Annotated in this window: 1 protein-coding gene; it reads left to right on the forward strand. The window is 76.5% G+C overall.

The window, feature by feature from the left end; all coding sequences use genetic code 11:
• The coding region (locus G3I40_RS20290) for a HAMP domain-containing sensor histidine kinase (protein ID WP_164303558.1) at positions 1-714 on the forward strand (714 nt) is incomplete at both ends.

Below are 714 nucleotides of genomic sequence, written 5' to 3' on the forward strand. Positions count from 1 at the left end.
GCCGGGACGAAGTGGCCGAACTGGCGCACGCCGTCGACACGATGGCGGCCTCGCTGCAAAAGCGCATCGAGGCCGAGCAGCGGTTCACCGCGGACGTGGCGCACGAGCTGCGCACCCCGCTGACCGGGCTGCACACGGCCGCCGAGCTGCTGCCGCCGGGGCGGCCCGCCGAGCTCGTCCGGGACCGGGTGGGCGCGCTGCGCACGCTGACCGAGGACCTGCTGGAGGTGGCCCGGCTCGACGCGCACGCCGAGGAGCCGAACCTGGACGTGCATCCGCTGGGGCCGCTGGTGGAGCGGGCGGTGAACGGGGTCGGTCCGGTCTGCGTCCTGCGCTGCGACACGGATTCCGGCCTGTCCTTCGTCCGCACGGACGCGCGCCGGCTGGAACGCATCCTGGCCAACCTCGTGACCAACGCGCGGCGGCACGGCGCGGAGCCGATCGAGGTGACGGTGCGCGGGACGACGGTCGTCGTGCGCGACCACGGCCCCGGGTTCCCCGAGGAGTTGCTGCGCGACGGGCCCCGGCGCTTCCTCACGGGGGCCGTCGAGCGGGGGCAGGGGACGGGGCTCGGGCTGACGATCGCGCTGGGGCAGGCGGCGGCCATCGGGGCGACGGTCGCCCTGCGCAACGGGAGCGCGGGCGGGGCGGTGGCCTCGGTCTCCCTCCCCGGCGCCGCGGGAACTGACGGGTCGTCGAAGTGCCCGCGGACGG

This window comes from Streptomyces sp. SID14478 (assembly GCF_010548525.1).
Classification (GTDB): Bacteria; Actinomycetota; Actinomycetes; order Streptomycetales; family Streptomycetaceae; genus Streptomyces.